Origin of the sequence: Mesorhizobium neociceri (assembly GCF_013520985.1) — a bacterium.
Lineage (GTDB): Bacteria > Pseudomonadota > Alphaproteobacteria > Rhizobiales > Rhizobiaceae > Mesorhizobium > Mesorhizobium neociceri.
Genome location: NZ_JACDTY010000014.1, coordinates 169,775 through 186,326, shown reverse-complemented (window position 1 = coordinate 186,326; position 16,552 = coordinate 169,775). Strand labels below are relative to the sequence as shown.

General features: G+C 59.8%; 13 protein-coding genes and 1 pseudogene. 6 read left to right on the top strand and 8 right to left on the bottom strand.

Features of this window, described 5'->3' with window-relative positions; all coding sequences use genetic code 11:
- Positions 1 to 414, top strand: a pseudogene (locus H0241_RS25065) (adenylate/guanylate cyclase domain-containing protein); the annotation flags it as partial.
- A gap of 12 nt (positions 415 to 426) precedes the next feature.
- Here the strand turns inward: H0241_RS25065 and H0241_RS25060 are convergent.
- From H0241_RS25060 to H0241_RS25030, 7 genes are all read right to left on the bottom strand, one after another.
- Positions 427 to 930 (bottom strand): YHS domain-containing (seleno)protein, encoded by a 504-nt coding sequence (locus H0241_RS25060; RefSeq protein WP_235984460.1) that lies wholly within the window; start codon positions 928 to 930, stop codon positions 427 to 429.
- Positions 931 to 942: 12 nt separating this feature from the next.
- Positions 943 to 1,533 carry an ankyrin repeat domain-containing protein gene (locus tag H0241_RS25055; protein ID WP_181060500.1) on the bottom strand — a complete coding sequence of 197 codons (591 nt, stop codon included), beginning with the start codon at positions 1,531 to 1,533 and terminating at the stop codon, positions 943 to 945.
- A gap of 135 nt (positions 1,534 to 1,668) precedes the next feature.
- Positions 1,669 to 2,739 carry an adenylate/guanylate cyclase domain-containing protein gene (locus tag H0241_RS25050; protein WP_181060499.1) on the bottom strand — a complete coding sequence of 357 codons (1,071 nt, stop codon included), beginning with the start codon at positions 2,737 to 2,739 and terminating at the stop codon, positions 1,669 to 1,671.
- Between the two features lie 3 nt (positions 2,740 to 2,742).
- Entirely contained in the window at positions 2,743 to 3,237 is a 495-nt protein-coding gene (locus tag H0241_RS25045) for a Rab family GTPase (RefSeq protein ID WP_181060498.1), read from the bottom strand.
- Between the two features lie 11 nt (positions 3,238 to 3,248).
- A complete protein-coding gene (locus tag H0241_RS25040; RefSeq protein ID WP_181060497.1) occupies positions 3,249 to 5,927 on the bottom strand; it encodes an OmpA family protein in 2,679 nt (892 codons plus the stop codon).
- A gap of 7 nt (positions 5,928 to 5,934) precedes the next feature.
- Complete coding sequence (locus H0241_RS25035) at positions 5,935 to 6,711, bottom strand: coiled-coil domain-containing protein (RefSeq protein ID WP_235984459.1); 777 nt, start codon at positions 6,709 to 6,711, stop codon at positions 5,935 to 5,937.
- A gap of 191 nt (positions 6,712 to 6,902) precedes the next feature.
- The gene (locus H0241_RS25030; protein WP_181060496.1) at positions 6,903 to 7,133 is read right to left on the bottom strand and encodes a hypothetical protein; all 231 of its coding nucleotides are present in this window, start codon (positions 7,131 to 7,133) and stop codon (positions 6,903 to 6,905) included.
- A 246-nt stretch (positions 7,134 to 7,379) separates the two neighbouring features.
- Here H0241_RS25030 and H0241_RS25025 point away from each other — a divergent pair, with 246 nt between their 5' ends.
- The 4 genes from H0241_RS25025 to H0241_RS25010 all read left to right on the top strand — a co-directional run bounded on the left by H0241_RS25025 (position 7,380) and on the right by H0241_RS25010 (position 13,811).
- Positions 7,380 to 8,420, top strand: a complete 1,041-nt coding sequence (locus tag H0241_RS25025; RefSeq protein ID WP_181060520.1) for an aminopeptidase — start codon at positions 7,380 to 7,382, stop codon at positions 8,418 to 8,420.
- Positions 8,421 to 8,750: 330 nt separating this feature from the next.
- The gene (locus H0241_RS25020; protein WP_181060495.1) at positions 8,751 to 11,657 is read left to right on the top strand and encodes an ATP-binding protein; all 2,907 of its coding nucleotides are present in this window, start codon (positions 8,751 to 8,753) and stop codon (positions 11,655 to 11,657) included.
- Between the two features lie 94 nt (positions 11,658 to 11,751).
- Complete coding sequence (locus H0241_RS25015) at positions 11,752 to 13,044, top strand: epoxide hydrolase family protein (RefSeq protein WP_181060519.1); 1,293 nt, start codon at positions 11,752 to 11,754, stop codon at positions 13,042 to 13,044.
- Positions 13,045 to 13,139: 95 nt separating this feature from the next.
- Positions 13,140 to 13,811: a VOC family protein gene (locus H0241_RS25010; RefSeq protein WP_181060494.1), complete on the top strand. Its 672-nt coding sequence runs from the start codon at positions 13,140 to 13,142 to the stop codon at positions 13,809 to 13,811.
- A 77-nt stretch (positions 13,812 to 13,888) separates the two neighbouring features.
- Here H0241_RS25010 and H0241_RS25005 read toward each other — a convergent pair whose 3' ends face one another.
- Complete coding sequence (locus tag H0241_RS25005; RefSeq protein ID WP_181060493.1) at positions 13,889 to 15,094, bottom strand: ROK family transcriptional regulator; 1,206 nt, start codon at positions 15,092 to 15,094, stop codon at positions 13,889 to 13,891.
- Between the two features lie 145 nt (positions 15,095 to 15,239).
- Here H0241_RS25005 and H0241_RS25000 point away from each other — a divergent pair, with 145 nt between their 5' ends.
- Positions 15,240 to 16,508, top strand: a complete 1,269-nt coding sequence (locus H0241_RS25000) for an ABC transporter substrate-binding protein (protein WP_181060492.1) — start codon at positions 15,240 to 15,242, stop codon at positions 16,506 to 16,508.
- Positions 16,509 to 16,552: the final 44 nt, after the last annotated feature.

Genomic DNA, 16,552 nt, shown 5'->3' with positions numbered 1-16,552 from the left:
GAGATGACTCATGCACATTTCCGGAACCCGCAGGATCTGGCGATCCTCGTCAACGCACTGCGCCAGGCAGGCCTACCCCAATGGCGCTTCGGCTTTACCCCGGACGAACGCGACCGGTTGAAGGGCGCTGAGATCGCGTCCCTCGTCATTGGCCATACACTGCAAGGCCAGATCGAACCCGGTCTCCAACCAGCCTTCCTTCAGATCGGGAGCGACGGCAAGGCGGCTTTCCGCTCGACGACGCGGCTGGTCACCGAAACCGTCTACGTCGATGGCGATCTCTTGTGCGAGCAGAGCGAGAACCTGTTCGGGCGTCCCGACTGCGGTCCCGTCTACAGACGCAACGACACTGCCGGCAAAGGCTACTCCTATGCCAATACAAGCAAGGTGTTTCACTTCACGGTCGTCCAGTAGGCGAACCTGGTCTCAGTGATACTTGTCGAGCTCCAAATTGGCCGCGACCTTCGGCCAGTTGGCATCGGCTCTCGGTATTTCTTCAGCCGCATGCGCGGCGAAATCGTCCGCATTGCGTACGTCGTAGATCAGGTAGAGTTTGCCGTCGATAATCTTGAATGCTTCCGGATCGACATTGACCGTGACCCCTCCGCCCACGACTTCGCCGGCACAGTAGCCGCCATATTGAGGAGCGTACTTGACCGGTTCGCTCATGAACATTTCCTGGTGTTTCTTGCTGGCGAAATGCCAAGGTGTCCCCAGCCATTCATAAGTGAATTCTTCGGAGCCCTTCACGGCCTTGCCGTCAGTGAAGTAAGCGACCGTGTCGTAGCCCATGATCGCCACACCGCCGAAATAGCCGGTGTTTACCGAATCGTCGGCCCAGGCCGATCCCGCGCCGGCGACCGCAGCTACCGCGACCAGGGCAGCCGCCCCCAAATTCCGAACCAGTCGTGACTTGATCATCGTGCTCATCTGCATCCTCCGTTAATCGTGGATCTCGGCGCACTTCGCCGCGTTCGCCTCGCCAAGGATTTTGGCTTGGCAGGTAGCACCATGGCGTTTGAACAGTCGTAAGATATCCGTGTTGCCCTTCCAGAATGCGCGCGTTGTCGGCATGTAGCCATGACCCTCGGGATGGTTCACATCGGCACCTTTCGCGATAAGGAATTCGGCCAGTTCAACGTGGTTTTCCTCGCCGGCCACCAGCAACGGCGTTGCACCCGCCTTGTTGGCGGCATCGTCGAGCACCGCGCCTTTTTCCAGCAACAGCTTGGCGATCGGCAGGCTGCCCGAGAAGGCCGCCGCATGAAGCGGGGTGAAGCCGCCCGAGTTACGCGCCATGACGTCGGCGCCCTTGCTCACCAGGAATTCGGCGATTTCCGGCTGGTTGTCGAGCGCTGCAGCGATGAGGAGGGTTGCCTGGTCGCGTGCCCGGCTGTCGACGTCGGCACCGCCTGCCAGGGCTTGCTCCACGGCACCCTTGTCGCCGGCGGCGATGGAGTCGAACAATTGCTCACCTGCGGCTGCAGTTGTAGCCGCCAATACCAGCATTCCAAGTGCCAGCAGTCCGCGCATGACGCAGGGGTAGCATATATTAGCTTGGAATCATACAAGCTGCGTTGGGCCTATCGGGGCAGATGCTGGCGGACGGCGCGGTCGGGCTGGCTTGAGACGCAATGTGCTCCAGGGTCGTCACCGCCAAGCGGCAAATCAGGGCGGGAGCCGCCACATTCGCACACGACCTGTGCCGCGCAATTCCGTTTCCCCGAGTGGGTCGAAAGCAAACTTTGGTCCAAGCAGTTGGTGCGTTGCGTCCGAAATACGGATTTCATCTGGCTCCGCGGACGTTTGAATACGTGAGGCGAGATTAACGGTCTCGCCCCACAGGTCATAAGCGAACCGCCTCTTGCCTATGACGCCGGCGACGATTGGTCCTGAGTGAATTCCAATTCTGAGTCTTATCGGCTCTCCTGCGAAGCGTTCGCGCTTGACCGCCTTGCGCAGCTCAATTGCATAGCGCGCGAGGGCTCCTGCATGATCGGATCGCGCGGTGGGCAGGCCGGCGACCACCATCACACAATCGCCGATTGTCTTGATCTTTTCGCAGCCGTATCGTTCGGAAAGCCGATCCGCCGCCTTGAAGAAGTAATTCAAAATAGCGAGCGTCGTCACGGCTCCGACGCTCCGCGCTCTTTCCGTAAAACCGACGATGTCGGCAAAAAGCACACTCACCTCCGCGTGGTTGTCAGCAATTTTCTTGTGCGCTTTTAACCGCTCCGCGATCGACGCCGGAAGAATGTTGAGGAGCAGGGCTTCGGCGCGCTGGTATTCACGCGCCAATCCCTCCTGGCTCTTCCTCAACGCCTCGTTCGCCGATTGTAATTTCTCGTTGAGTTGACGCTCCCTCTCTTGCAGGAGGGTCATTTCGTAAGCCTTCTGTTGAAGCCGCTGCCTGTTGTCGCGTTCGGCGGAGGCGTCAAGAAAGACCAGCCACACGCAGTCGTTGTCAGCAAAAAAATGAAGGTCCGCGACACGCCCGCTGGGCAGTTCGACCATGGGGATATGAAACGGAAGCTCCGGGCAAGGCAGAAAACCTTCCATGAACTCAAGCTGCTCGGCAACAGGCTTGCCAATGCGAAGCGATGAGAGTCCGTGATGTTCAACATTACCGCCCTTCGCAGCTACGCAAAACTGGGCGTCGATTTTCAGATATGCGACAGAGCGCCCTTCATAGAAGAAATTGAAAATCCAATTTCCGACTTCTTTTGGCAATCCATGCATGGTCTATTTTGTGACCATCAAAGCAAGTTGATGAAACGCATCATCAACATGCTCACCCGTGAGCGCGCTTGTTAGATAGATTTGCCACCCACGCTGCCTCAGCTCGTCAATCTCACTATCCGATATTGCCCACCGATCGGCCAGATCGGATTTGTTGATCAGCAATATAAACGGCATGGCGCCGAATTCTGCCTCGACCCGTTCGCGCAGCGTGAGCGCCACGGCAAGAGTGGCGGCGCGGGTTCCATCGACGACAAGCACGAGCCCGGTTGCACCTCGAACATAGCTGACGCGGAACGAGCCGATATCGTCTTCGCCGGCCAAATCCCACAAAATCAGATCCACGGTTTTGTCCGGCAGTGCGACGCTCTTCTTGTCGATTTTCACTCCCACCGTGGTCAAGTAGGTTTCTGAGAAGATGCTTTGCACAAACCTGCGAACCAGACTCGTCTTCCCGACAGCGAACCCGCCGAGCATGCAGATCTTTTTTTGCAACATTTCAGGCCCCACTAGTCCAGGTTTACAGTAATCGAAACCCGGCGATTGGTGGAGCTCCCAGCCAGACTATTTTCAGGTACCAGCGGCTCAAACGTGCCCGCGCCCCGAACCAGCAGCAATTCCGGAGCGACGCCGCGCTTGTTGAGAAGCGCACGAACTGTCTCGGCGCGAGCCGCGCTGATCGACGCGTTGGCCGTCTCACGCCCGGTGGTGTCCGAATGGCCGGTCAACATGAACCGCGCTGTTACGCCTGACTTGCGGGCATTTTGGGCGAATACCTTTATTTGATCCGCCAACCTGTCGAGAACCGGCGTCTGCTCTGGTCCTGGCACAACTTTGCCGGAAGAGAAGAAGATATCGGTCGTCTGGATGGCTTCTCTCAAATAGTTAAGTTCTGCAAGGTTCAGCTCGCTCAGCTGCGAGACATCCAGAACCACTCCGTCCGCCGAAAGCTGTTCGGCGGCGGCCTGCGCCCGGTTGATCCAGCCGGCAGGAGCCTCACCCACGGCAACGATGCGACCCTGGACGATCGAAAGCTGAACCGACTTCGGCGGGTTCAGCGACGCCGTCAGCCGCTTGACCACGAACTTCGGATCAAGGCTCTGATAGAATTGCCACTGTGCATGAACGCGGGCAGGATCAACGTCCGTTCCGGACAGCAGAGCTTGCGGGTCGGCGGCAAGCGGGTCTCTCAGACCAGAAATGTAGAAATGTCCGCCCCTCGCCGTTTGTTGGGCGACGATGATTCCCGGTTGGGCCTCAAGTCGCGACACATAATACTGCCAGTGCTCCGCGGAGCGTGCTTCGGGGCTCACATCACGAACCATGGAGATGTCGAATTCCGGCCCGCCTGCCGAAAGCTGTCGGGCCGCTGCGCGCGCCCGATCTATCCAGGTGTCGGGAGCCTCACCCTTGGCAACGATGCGACCATTGACGATCGAAAGTCGCACCGTATCCGGCGGATACAGCGACGCCGTCAGCCGCTTCAACACGAACTCCGGCTCAAGGCTCTGATAGAATTGCCACTGCGAATGAACCCGGGCGGGATCGACCTCAGTTCCAGACAACAGCGACTGCGGGTCGGCGCCAAGCGGGTCTCTCAGGCCAGCAATATAGAATTGGCCGTCGCGTATCTTTTGTTCTGCAACGATGATGCCCGGCTGGGTCTCCAGTCGTGACACGTAAGCCTGCCAGCGCTCCGCCTGGCGCACTTCAGGGCTTACATCACGGACCTTGGAGATGTCGAATTCCGGTCCGCCTGCCGAAAGCTGTCGGGCCGCTGCGCGCGCCCGATCTATCCAGGTGTCGGGAGCCTCACCTTCGGCAACGATGCGATCATTGGCGATCGAAAGTCGTACTGTCTCAGGCGGAACCAGCGACGCCGTCAGCCGCTTCAAGACGAACTCGGGTTCAAGGCTCTCATAGAATTGCCACTGCGAATGAACCTGGGCGGGATCGACCTCAGTTCCGGACAACAGCGACTGCGGGTCGGCGGCAAGCGGGTCTCTCAGGCCGGCAATATAGAATTGGCCATCGCGTACCTGTTGTTCGGCAACGATGATGCCCGGCTGGGCCTCCAGTCGCGACACGTAAGCCTGCCAGCGCGATACATAAGCCTGCCAGCGCTGTGCTGATTGCCAGGAAAGAAAGTACCAACCGCCTGCCAGACTCAAAAGCACCAGGGCAACGGCCGCCACCAGCCACGGAAATCCCTCGTTTGATTCCTCCTGCTTGAGCTCGACGCAGGTCTGCAACTGCGCCTCTACGCTGGCCAACTGCGAACCGTCGCCGTCAAACTGCTCTAAAGCCTGCGAGGACTCCTCATGGATGCGAAGCAATACATCGCGAACTATTTCATGCAATCCCTCTGGCGGATTTCCCCGGATCACCGAAACCAGGGTCGCAAACGGTCCAACTTCAGACCAGAGACGAAGCTCGCCAAAACGGATTGTGTCCAGGCCGCTCTGCTCTTTCTCGTTAAACGAGTCCTTCACAAAATCCTGAATTGCACTAAGCATCGAAGAAATAAGCTGAGGGTCCTCGCTCGTCGCGTTATCGGCCGTTACATGCGCTATCAAAAGACCGGAATTGCGATGAATGAGGAAGGCATGTTCTATACGATAGACAAGAGAGTGCTTCAGAACAACTTCTGAGAAGCTTGCTCCCGTTCTCCAGGCCTCAAATCTCCACTTGAGACCATGCCAGGTAAATATATGCCTTAAAGTTTCATTCAGCGACTGAAAGGTCTGGTCGATCTTTTCCCCGATCGACTTGCGAATTGCCGGCAGAAACACCGGGTATAATATATCCGTAAGCGTACGCGGGCTCTTCTGGATCGACCGCTGCACAGCCCTTTCGACAGCTGGCGCAAGCGCCTCGCCGAGTTGCGCATGAGACGCTCGTGCGGCCGCACTGGGAAGAACGTCGCCCACTGCTGTCGCAAGCTGCTCCGGTTCGTCCAGCAGATGCGTAACTCGTGAAAGCTCCGAGATTTCGCGGCTGACCAGCAACTGGCGCAGCGTTTCCATGCGAGGATCGGCGGTTGGAACTCCGTCGAAACGCGCACGGTAGTCCGGATCAACGTTCCGGGCAATTTCGATCAAAAGACGAGCCAGAGCCTCGCGATCAACCTCTGTATCGTTCGAGGCTGTTCTTTGCGGTAGGTTGAGTGGGTCGACGGTTGACGTCAAGGTCCCATCAACTCGCTTTCCAGCTACGGTCCGAATTGCTCTTGCTGCCGACGGGATCCTGATTCAGACATTTTGCTACCTCGACAAACAGGCCAGCCAAAAGATTTCGGTCGGTCTTGACGTTGCTGAGATCGGCAAACATTTTCTCGATCAGCATCTGAACGCTTTCAATCTTCTGCTTGATTTCCTCACGCAGCGAATGATCGTTTCGATTTATCCGGTCCGCAACGTCGCGCTCAAGCGCGCTCAGTTGATCCGACAACGCGCGCACCTGCTTTTCAAGCGCCTGGTTTTGCTCGCGAAGATTCCGGTCAATCTCCTTGTCGGCGTCGGCTCGCGAATCTTTTTCGTTCCGCAACTGCCCCGCAAGCGAATCGACCTGCTTCTTTGCGTTCGACTCGTACATCTCAAGATTGCGCTTGGCTTCGGATTCGACATCCTTGAAGCGCTGCAAGACCCGCTCTTCAAGCTTGGAGAAACGGCGGTCATAGTCCTGCATCTGGTTGCCGAACAGCAGGTCACGTATCTTGTCGACACCTACGGCGTCGGGCCCCCCGTTCTCGCGAGCCTGGACTCCCATGAAGTTCAGCCCGTTTCCTTCTGCGTTAGCTATCAGATTTGCGTCCGCCTTCTTTTCTGAAGAAACGGTATTCGTAGATTCCTTTGCCATGCTTCTGCCCTTCCATTTGAACACCTGCCACGGTGCAAAACCCCATAAAAAACAGAGCATGTCAGCAAAATACCCGGCTCGCAAGCCGGTATCTCTTGACTTAAGTTGATTCATGAGGCAGCCGACTGCCGCGTCGCCGAGTCAGCAACGGACGTTTGGGCGTGGCCATTTCAAATGGCGGCGGCGGCAACTGCAATATTGCGCTCAATATTGCTCGATAAGGAGCGCGTCACCAATTATACGGCAACATAGCGGGCGTTTCCGGTCTGGCTTTTTCCAGGAGCTAGTCGACGCGCGCGGCTCTGCTAGTTCGAAAAGCTCACGCTCACGCCGCGTTGCCGAAAATAAGCCTGCATCAACTTGCGGCCCTGGCGGTTGTTCTGCGCCAACTTGGTCGGATCGAACACCGCCTGTTTTGTCCCTTCTCGAGCCAGCGCCGCCTTGAGCGTGGCGATATGGACGTCGATGTCGGCATTGTCGGCCCGCAGCGAGGCATAAATGCTCTCGGTCGCCTGGGCCACGGTCGGTTCGCTCACAGCTGTCGTCCTTTGGTTGATTGAGCGGCGGCTTAACACAGATTCGCGGCTCCGCCGATACCGGGTGGACTTCCGTCCATCGAAGGCGAATGGCCGTATTGCCAACCCTGTCAAAGTCGAAAGTCCGACCCGCTGCCCCTGTAGAGCTTGACGAAAATCGGTGCGCCTGTTTGAGAGCGGAGGATCGAGACATCGATTCCTGGGGAGATGGGCAAGGGTGGGCAAACCGTGAAGCGCGTTCTTCGGATGCTTGCCGCGGTGATCATGGCGTCCGGGGTGGCCGGCTGCACAAGCGTTTCCTACTACGCGCAGTCGCTGGAGGGCCATGTGCAGATCATGGCCGCGCGCAGGAATGTCGGGAAACTCATCCATGATCCTTCGACGCCTGAGGCATTGCGCGCCAAGCTGACGTCGGCGAGCGCCATAAGACGGTTTGCGACGGATGAACTGGCATTGCCCGACAACAGCAGCTACCGCAGCTATGTCGACATCCATCGGGACGCCGTGACCTGGGCGGTTTTTGCCGCGCCGCAATTCTCGCTCGCGCCACAAATATGGTGCTTTCCGGTTTTCGGCTGCGTTCCATACCGGGGTTACTTCTCCCGGAAATCCGCGACCGAGAGCGCTGTCGAGCTTCATAGGCTGGGGCTGGACGTCTATGTCACGGGCGTCACCGCCTATTCCACACTGGGCTGGTCCAGTGACCCGCTGCTAAGCACCATGCTGCGTCAGGACGACACCTATCTCGCAAGCCTTGTTTTTCACGAGTTGGCGCATCAGCGCCTGTATGTGGATGGCGATTCCGCATTCAACGAGGCGTTCGCAGTTGCCGTCGAAACCAGCGGCGTCAGGAAATGGCTCCGCGCCGCCGGCGATCGGGCCGGGTTGCGCCGCTACGAAGCCGATCGCAAGCGCAGCGCCGATTTTATCGGGCTGGTGTCGAAAACGCGCGACGAGTTAAGGCAGATCTATGAAAGTCCCCGCTCGCCGGAGCAGATGGCGGCCGCCAAAGCAGCCACGATCGACAGGCTGCGGATGCGCTACCGGCAGATGCGTAATAAAAACTGGGCTGGATACCGGGGATACGACGCATGGTTCGATTCCCCGATCAACAATGCAAAGCTTGCCGCGACTGCCGTCTACGGTGAACAGGTTCCGGCCTTTCTTCGCTTGTTCGACTTGTGTTCGGGCGATTATCCAAGGTTCTACGCTTCTGTCCGGCGGATCGCCGATTTGCCGAAATCTTCCCGCGCCGAAGCGCTTGAGGCTGCCGATACGTGCAATTGACTTGAACAAGCACGGGACCAGGCCTCTGCAATGCTCGATGTCAGATGGGGCCGGGAGCAGTCGGTCCGCTTGCGATGCAGTGAAGAACGATAGCAGACGTTCAACCTCCAAGGGTGGACGTCGTGTGATATGATCCCGAAACGAGCATCGCATGCAGTGACAGCCACGTGGCTGGTCTTGGTTGAAATTCGCCGGATTGGACCAGAATGCGCATGTCGTATATGGTCGAGCGCGCCAAAACCCGTGAAAGGTCGACGCCCGTCTCGCAGGCGGATGGTCTCCCCGATTGAGCGCGACCGTGAAGGTAGTCACGAGCTACCGGAGTCCGCCATGCTCGATCAGGACGTGTCTCACGACGTGATTGCGTTTTTCGGCCCTTTTCGCTTGAGCGTCTCTGAGAGACTGCTCGCAAGAGGCGGGGAGCCTGTCGCGATTGGCGGGCGGGCGTTGGATATCCTCATCGTTCTGGTGGAGCACGCCGGGGAAGTCCTGAGCAGCAAGGAGCTGCTCAAGCGCGTTTGGCCCGACGTGATTGTTGAGGAGGGAAGTCTCCGGGTACACCTCTCCAATCTTCGCAAGGCTTTGGGTGACGGGAAAGATGGCAACCGATACATCGCCAATGTGGCCGGACGTGGTTACAGTTTCGTAGCGCCGGTGCAGAGCTCCGCTCGCATGATCCCCAATCCGCCCAGCGCGGGAGCCGGTCGGCCCAAAAGGCTGCCGCCGCGACTTGAAAGGATGATCGGGCGCGAAGAAACAGTTGCCGCCTTGTCCTCTCTCCTTTCGGAGCGGCGGTTCGTCAATGTGGTCGGGCCGGGAGGCATGGGTAAGACGACCGTCGCGGTTGCGATAGCCCACTCCTTGCGCGGCGCGTTTGCCGATCAGATCTATTTTCTCGATCTCGGCGCGCTGCGAGATGCATCCCTCGTCGCCGGCGCTGTGACGTCAACGTTGGGTTTGAGCAGTCAGGCGACACAGGACCCGGTTTCTGCTCTGGTTGCCTTTCTGGTCGACAAGCCGACTCTTCTCGTCCTCGACAGTTGCGAGCATGTGATCGATGCCGTCGCCGCGCTGACTGAGCGTCTCTTTGCCGAGATCCCTCTTATGCACCTGTTGACTACCAGCCGCGAGGCCCTGCGTGTCGAGGGCGAGAATGTGCATCTGCTGACGCCCCTTGAAGGGCCGCCCGAAGACAGTGGGTTGACCGCTGCGCAGGCACTTGCCGCGCCGGCTGTGCAGCTCTTCATGGAACGCGCCGTCGCGGGCGGCCTTGGTGCCGAACTCAGCGATGCCGACGCGCCGATCCTGGCGGCGATATGCCGCCGGCTTGACGGGATAGCATTAGCAATCGAACTCGCTGCCGGCCGCGTGGGTACCTACGGAATTCACGGAACCGCTGAACTGCTTGATGATCGCTTCAAGCTTCTATGGCACGGCCGGCGAAGCGCTATTCCGCGTCATCAAACGCTTCAGGCAATGTTCGACTGGAGCTACAACCTGCTCTCCCCGTACGAACAGGCGATCCTGCGCCGGTTGTCCGTATTCGTCGGCCCTTTCACGCTCAACGATGCCATAGCAATCGCGTCGGACGGTGAAGCCGATGCGCCAGCGGTGGCAGACGCCGTCGAGAGCCTGGTCAACAAGTCGCTTATCAGGATGTCCGAGTTGGCGGGATCGACTTACCACCGGCTCCTCGATACCAGCCGAGTGTATGCGGCAGCCAAGCTTGCCGAAACCGGCGATGGCGCAGCGCTGTCGAGGCGACATGCGCATCACTATGCCGATCGCTTCAAGCCCGACTCAACAAGAGCAACCGCGTTCGGAACCCGCGACGTGTCCGCTTACGAGCCGCATATGGGCAATATCCGAGCGGCACTTGAGTGGAGCTTTTCCGAGGTCGGCGAGGCCCGGAATGGTGTCCAACTCGCAGCCGGAGTCGCGCCTTTATTCTTGGGCTTTTCACTTCTGGGGGAGTGCGAGCAGTGGTGCGAGCGGGGCTTGTCCGCGTTAGGAGAAGCGGATCGGGGTACGGAGCGCGAATTGGCGCTTCAAGCAGCACTGGCGATCTCGTCGATGTTCACACGTGGCAACAGCGACGGTGTGCGACGGGCGATCGAGCGGGGCATTGGATTGGCGGAGGCGTTGCGGGACGGCCAGTACAAGTTGCATCTGCTGGCCGGGCTGAACATCTTTCTTACTCGCGTCGGAGACTTTCGCGGCGCCCTCGCCTGCGCCGAGCGGAGCGTGCTCGTTGCAGCAGAGCTGGGGGAGAAGTCAGGGATTATTGTGGCCGAGTGGATGCTCGGCGTATCGCATCACCTTGTCGGAAACCAGGCGGCGTCACAGCGACACAGCGAGCGTGGGCTGGAGTTGGAAGCAGAAGCGGGCAGCGTTCAGGTCGACTTCTTCGGCTATGACCACAGGGTGCGTGCGCTGATAGCGCTGGCGCGGGCCTTGTGGTTGCGAGGCATGCCGGAGAAAGCGCTCAGAATAGCGGATCAAGCCGTCGAAGAGGCGATGAAACGCGAGCATCCGGTCGCAGTTTGCATGTCGCTTGTTTACACCGTGCCGGTCTACCTCTGGAGCGGTGACTTTGAACGCGCAGCTCAATGGATCGAACGTGTTCTAGCCTATGCAACGAAGTATTCCCTGGCTCCCTATCACGCCATGGGACTTGCTTTGAAGGGCGAACTCATGATCTTGCAAGGCGAGCCGGCCGAGGGCGTGCAATTGCTCCGTAGCGCTGTCGCGACGCTGAGTGCTGAGCGGTTCAATATCCTGGCGACGGCCTTCCTCCGAGCGCTTGCCGAGGGCATGATGCGCTGCGGCCAGCTCGATGAGGCTGCCGCCACGATCGACCGGGCCCTTGCCTTGTCGGACCAGGCCGGCGAGACGTATGATCGTCCGGATCTGCTGCGTGTGCGGGCCGAAATTCGCCTGGCATATTCTTCGCCCGATGTGAGTACGGCTGAGGACTCGCTGCTTCAAGCGATCTACTGGGCAGGTAAGCAATCGGCGATGGCGTGGGAGTTGAGGGCAGCCGTACCGCTGGCCAGGATGTGGCAGCAACAAGGTCAGGCAGACCGTGCCCGGGATTTGCTCGGCAGGCTCCTTCAGCGGTTCGGCGAAGGCGTGCAAACCGCGGATGCAAATGCGGCGAGCGCCCTGCTCGCCGAATTGAACAGCATATCCGCAAATGCACCAGCCCCCAGCGCAACTACTCTTAACAACGCATAACGCGCAATTCCCTTCCCTTCGAGCGAACATGCCCCTGCGGCATGCGATCTGCTTGACCGCGTCCGAACAAATTGGTTCGACAATGGAGGATGTCATGTCATCAAAATCACTGTCGCCTACGCGGCGCGAGCTGCTTGCAGCGTCGGCTGCGGCCGGCGTCATCAGCACGCTTCCGGGTACGCTGCTCGCAGCGGCTGGTAACGACTCGGTCCGCCCTTTCACGGTCGGCTTCCCGCGGGAGGAGATCGATGAGCTACGTCGGCGAATTGCATCGACCCGATGGCCTGAGCGGGAAACAGTTGCGGATGCATCGCAAGGCGTGCGACTCGCGACCACGCAGAAACTCGCGCGCTACTGGGCAACAGACTACGACTGGAGCAGGTGCGAGGCGCAACTCGCCGGCTTGCCGAATTTCATCACCGAGATTGACGGCCTCGACATTCATTTTATTCACGTGCGTTCGAAGCACGAAAACGCGTTGCCGGTCATCGTCACGCATGGCTGGCCTGGGTCGGTCGTCGAGCAATTGAAGATCATCGATCCGCTCGTCAATCCCACGGCGCATGGAGGGACTGCTGCGGATGCTTTCGACGTGGTGATCCCGTCGATGCCGGGTTACGGCTTCTCCGGAAAGCCAACGACGCCCGGTTGGGGGCCTGATCATATCGCACGCGCATGGGTCGTGCTGATGAAGCGGCTTGGCTACTCGAGATTTGTGGCGCAGGGCGGCGATTGGGGTGCGATTGTCGTCGATCTCATGGGCGTGCAGGCAGCCCCGGAATTGCTCGCCATTCACACCAATATGCCCGGCATCTTTCCGGCCGAGATCGACGGAGCGGCTTTTTCCGGCGCGGCGGCGCCAGCGGATCTCTCAGCCGATGAGAAGCTCGCCTACGACCGTTTGCAGTTCGTCTATCAAAAGGGAATCGCCTACGGCTTCCAGATGGGTCTGCGGCCGCAGACATTGTACGGAATCGCGGATTCACCCGTCGGCCTGGCGGCCTATTTCCTCGATCACGATGCGCGCAGCTATGAGCTCATTGCGCGCGTGTTTGACGGGCAGTCCGAGGGCCTTACACGCGACGACATCCTCGACAACATAACGATCACGTGGCTGACGAACACTGCACTTTCCGGCGCCCGCCTCTACTGGGAATATTGGGGCAAAGGGTATTTCAATGCCAAAGGCGTCTCCATCCCGGTTGCCGTGAGCGTCTTCCCAGACGAACTCTATCCAGCCCCGCGGAGCTGGACGGAGCAGGCCTATCCCAAGCTCATCCACTACAACAAACTCCCCAAGGGCGGACACTTTGCCGCCTGGGAACAACCCAAGTTGTTTTGCGACGAACTGAGGGCCGGGTTCCGTTCGCTGCGTCGGTCGATCTGAAGCGAGCGGGCGGTACGCCGCCCGCTCTTTCTAGCGTGGACCGGGACATTGACCGGTCCACCGCACACTAACTCGGCACGAACCAGGAGATTGTTATGAACAGAATTCCACAGCGCGGCGAAGCCGCAATCGCGACACCCGCAGTGCGGGGAGTAGACATAAGGCTCGAGGTCGCGGTCATTCCCGTTTCGGATGTCGACCGTGCCAAGCACTTCTATGGCGGCTTGGGTTGGCGACTGGACGCCGACCTCACAGGCGACGGATTTCGTGTCATCCAGTTCACGCCTCCGGGCTCCCCGTGTTCGGTAGTCTTCGGCTCAAGGACCACAACGGAGCCCTATGCCCGGCTCGAACTCGATGTCCTCAAAAGCGCTGGCGAGCTCGTCGTGTCGGACATCGAGGTAGCGCGCGCCGAACTCGCCAATCTCGGCGTCGACGTGAGCGAAGTATTCCACTATGCCGGCAGTGCAGGCCGTGTCAGCGGTCCGGACCCCGAACGGCGCAGCTACTTGTCGTGGGCATCCTTCAGCGACCCGGCCGGAAATATCTGGATGTTGCAGGAGGTCACTGCGCGAGCGCCCGGCCGCGTCGAGACTGGCGAAACCACATTTGGCTCGTCGGCCGAGCTCGCGGCCGCGCTCCGGCGTGCGTCTGTGGCCCATGGTGAGCACGAGAAGCGGACAGGCGGACAGCGTGATGAGAATTGGCCGGACTGGTACGCGCAGCACATGGCGGCGGAGAAGGCAGGCAAGGAGTTGCCTCTATAAGACGGGCCGTCGGTTGGTTTGAACCAAAGGAGCGGCATGGCTCTCATCGTCGCCAATGGGCCGCTTCTGCCTGACGATCAGCCGAGCGACAGTTCCTTCGTCTGGTGTCTCAGCACGAGGCCGACCGCGCCCAGCAGTGAATCGTTTTCGGTATGCTTGCCAACGATTATGCGCGTGCGCAGGGCCGGGGCGATATCGCGGGACTTGATGAGCGTGTGGCGTTCATAGGACGCGATCAGCGGCGTCAACAGAATGTCGCCTGCCAAAGCCATGTGGCCGCCGATGATGATGAGCGGCGGATTGAGCACCGAGCCGATCAAGCCGAGACCCCGGCCGGCGATCTCGGCGGTATCCTCGATCATCCGCAACGCCCTGACATCGCCCTGCTCGGCCATGGTGATGACATCGTCCATGGTGACTTGCCGCCGCACGACACGCGAAATCTGTTCCAGCGGCCGGGTAAAACTCGCATAGAGCTCCAGGCATCCGCGATTGCCGCACCGGCAAAGATCGCCGCCGGGATCGATGCTGATGTGCCCGAATTCGCCGGCGCCGCCGGCGATGCCCGTCACCAGCCGGCCATTCTGGACAATGGCCCCACCAACACCCAGATCGATCTTGAACAGCACGAAATCGTCCTGGCCGACGGCAGCACCCCACATCAGTTCCGCAATAGCCGAGCAGTTGCTCTCGTTGTCGGCGAAGATCGGCTGTTCCAGGACGGGTCCGAACACATCCCGTATATTGACGCCGGCCCATGTTGGAACCATGCTCGCGCGCAGCACCACTCCATCGCGGCTGACAGGGCCGGAGACGGAGACACCAACCCCCAGGAGTCCCGCCACCGGCAGACCGTTTTCCTTGTAAGATTGGGCAATTGCCGATTTGACCATCTGGGCAGCCTGTTGCGGCTGGTAGTCCAGAGCCATTGGGATAGTTTGTTCGGCAATGACGGAATGCGAGACATCGGCGACGATGAGCCGTATCTGCTGAAGAGCCAGGTGAATTCCGACGCAGGTGCCCGCTGTCGGATTGAGCGTCACGGCCGCAGCCGGCCTGCCGATACCTCTGATGCCATCGTTGCTGGTCGGAGCTTCGATCACCATCCCCGACTTTCTCAGGCCGTTGAGCGCGGTTGACACCGTCGAGCGCGCCAGACCGGTGATGCGTGCGATCTGCGACGCCGAGAGTACGCCGCGCTCGCTCAGGCAGCGCACGATCATGCTCTCCGGCGACGCGGACGGTCTGTCGATCAGCCAGGTTCTAAGCGAAGGTTTTGTCATGGATCAACATAAACATCGTTGACTGATAGTTCCAATATGTCATCTTGGAAAGAATTCGAGATTAACGCATCTCGCTGGCGGCGGCTTCAAACCGCGGCCATAAGCGGTCGGGACGAACCGTGCAACCATATGTGGGAGTGAAACCATGAAATCCGCCATGACCGCCTTCGCGGTCGCTGCTGCTGCGTGCACTCTTGTCGCCGGAGCAGCCTTCGCCGAGCCCAAGACGAACCTTTTGCACCAATGGTCGACCGGATCGGACGCCCAGGCGATCGCCAAGCTCGGCGAGATGTTCACCGCCAAGGGCGGCAAATGGGAGCAGACCTCGATCGCCGGTCACACGGCCAATACGCTGGCCAAGCTGCGTGCCGACGTGATCGCCGGCAATGCGCCGCCTGCCGTGCAGCTCAAAGGCCCGGAAATCGCCGAGTGGAACGAGACCGGCATGACCGCCGATCTCGACGAGCTGGCGGCGTCGGAAGGATGGGAGAAAGTGGTGGCGCCGGAACTGCTTCCGGTGATGAAGCCGACCGGCAAATGGGTTGCCGCTCCCATGAACATCCACCGTATCAACTGGCTCTGGGCCTCGCCGAAGGTCATGCAGGCCGCCGGCGTCACGGAAATGCCGAAGACCTGGGCCGAGTTCAATGCCGCCTGCGACAAGATCGTCGCCTCGGGCAAGATCTGCATCTCGCATTCGACCGCCGACTGGACGGATTCGACGGTGTTCGAGGTTGTGCTCTACGGCCAGGACATCGATCTCTATCGCAAGGCGTTCGTCCAGGGCGATGTCGAATCCATGCGCAGCCCGGGGATGGTCAAGGCCTTCGAGCAGATGCGTCTGATGACGAGCAAGTACATGGATCCGGGCATGGTTGGCCGCGACTGGGATTCGATGTCGGCGCTCGTCGGCAAGGGCGACGCGGCGTTCCACATCATGGGCGACTGGACGATCGGCCTGCTGACCGCCGCCGGCTTCAAGGAAGGCACCGACTATGTCTGCGCCCAGGCGCCGACCGATTGGGGCAAACCCGGCTTCATCCTCAACTCGGACTCGGTCGTGTTCTTCAAGCAGAAGGACCAGGATTACATTGACGGCCAGAAACTGCTTGCCAGCCTGATCCTGTCGGCCGACTTCCAGACGGTCTTCAACCAGGCCAAGGGCTCGATCCCCGCACGCCTGGATATCGATCTGTCGAAGGGCTTCAATCCGTGCCAGCAGATCTCGCAGAAGGATTTGCAGGCTTCGATCAAGGAAGGCACACTGGTCCGCTCGATGGCGCACAACATGACCATCCCGCAGAAGATGCGCGGCGCGATCATGGACTCCATCACCGAGTTCGTGGCGACGCCCGACATGTCAGCCGAGGACGGCGCCAATGCGATGGCCGACGCGGCAGAAGCACAGAAGTAGACGGGAGTGGCCGGGCGCAATTTCCATCCGCACCCGGCCATCTT